Source organism: Shewanella sp. SG41-3 (assembly GCF_014164545.1).
Lineage (GTDB): Bacteria > Pseudomonadota > Gammaproteobacteria > Enterobacterales > Shewanellaceae > Shewanella > Shewanella vesiculosa.
Map to the genome: position 1 here is coordinate 1 of NZ_JACJFJ010000035.1, position 344 is coordinate 344.

At 43.3% G+C, this 344-nt stretch carries 2 tRNA genes; both read right to left on the reverse strand.

The features are described from left to right. Positions 1–46: 46 nt before the first annotated feature. A tRNA-Glu gene (locus tag H5164_RS19850) sits at positions 47–122 on the reverse strand. Positions 123–253: 131 nt separating this feature from the next. Continuing rightward, positions 254–329: transfer RNA gene (locus tag H5164_RS19855), tRNA-Glu, on the reverse strand. Between the last annotated feature and the right edge of the window lie 15 nt (positions 330–344).

The window sequence follows — 344 nt, forward strand, 5'->3', positions numbered from 1 at the left end:
TTTTTCTAAAACAACAGTTTCGAATCATGTTCAACCATCTTAAATATGGTATCCCATAGGGGATTCGAACCCCTGTTACCGCCGTGAAAGGGCGGTGTCCTAGGCCTCTAGACGAATGGGACACATTTGATACGTTATACTCTGCATCGAGTGAATACTCATTGGTGTCTGTAGGCTAAACACCAGTGCTATGTAGATCATTAAACACTTTTTCTAAAAAACAGTTTCGAATCATGTTCAACCATCTTAAATATGGTATCCCATAGGGGATTCGAACCCCTGTTACCGCCGTGAAAGGGCGGTGTCCTAGGCCTCTAGACGAATGGGACACAGTTGATACGTTA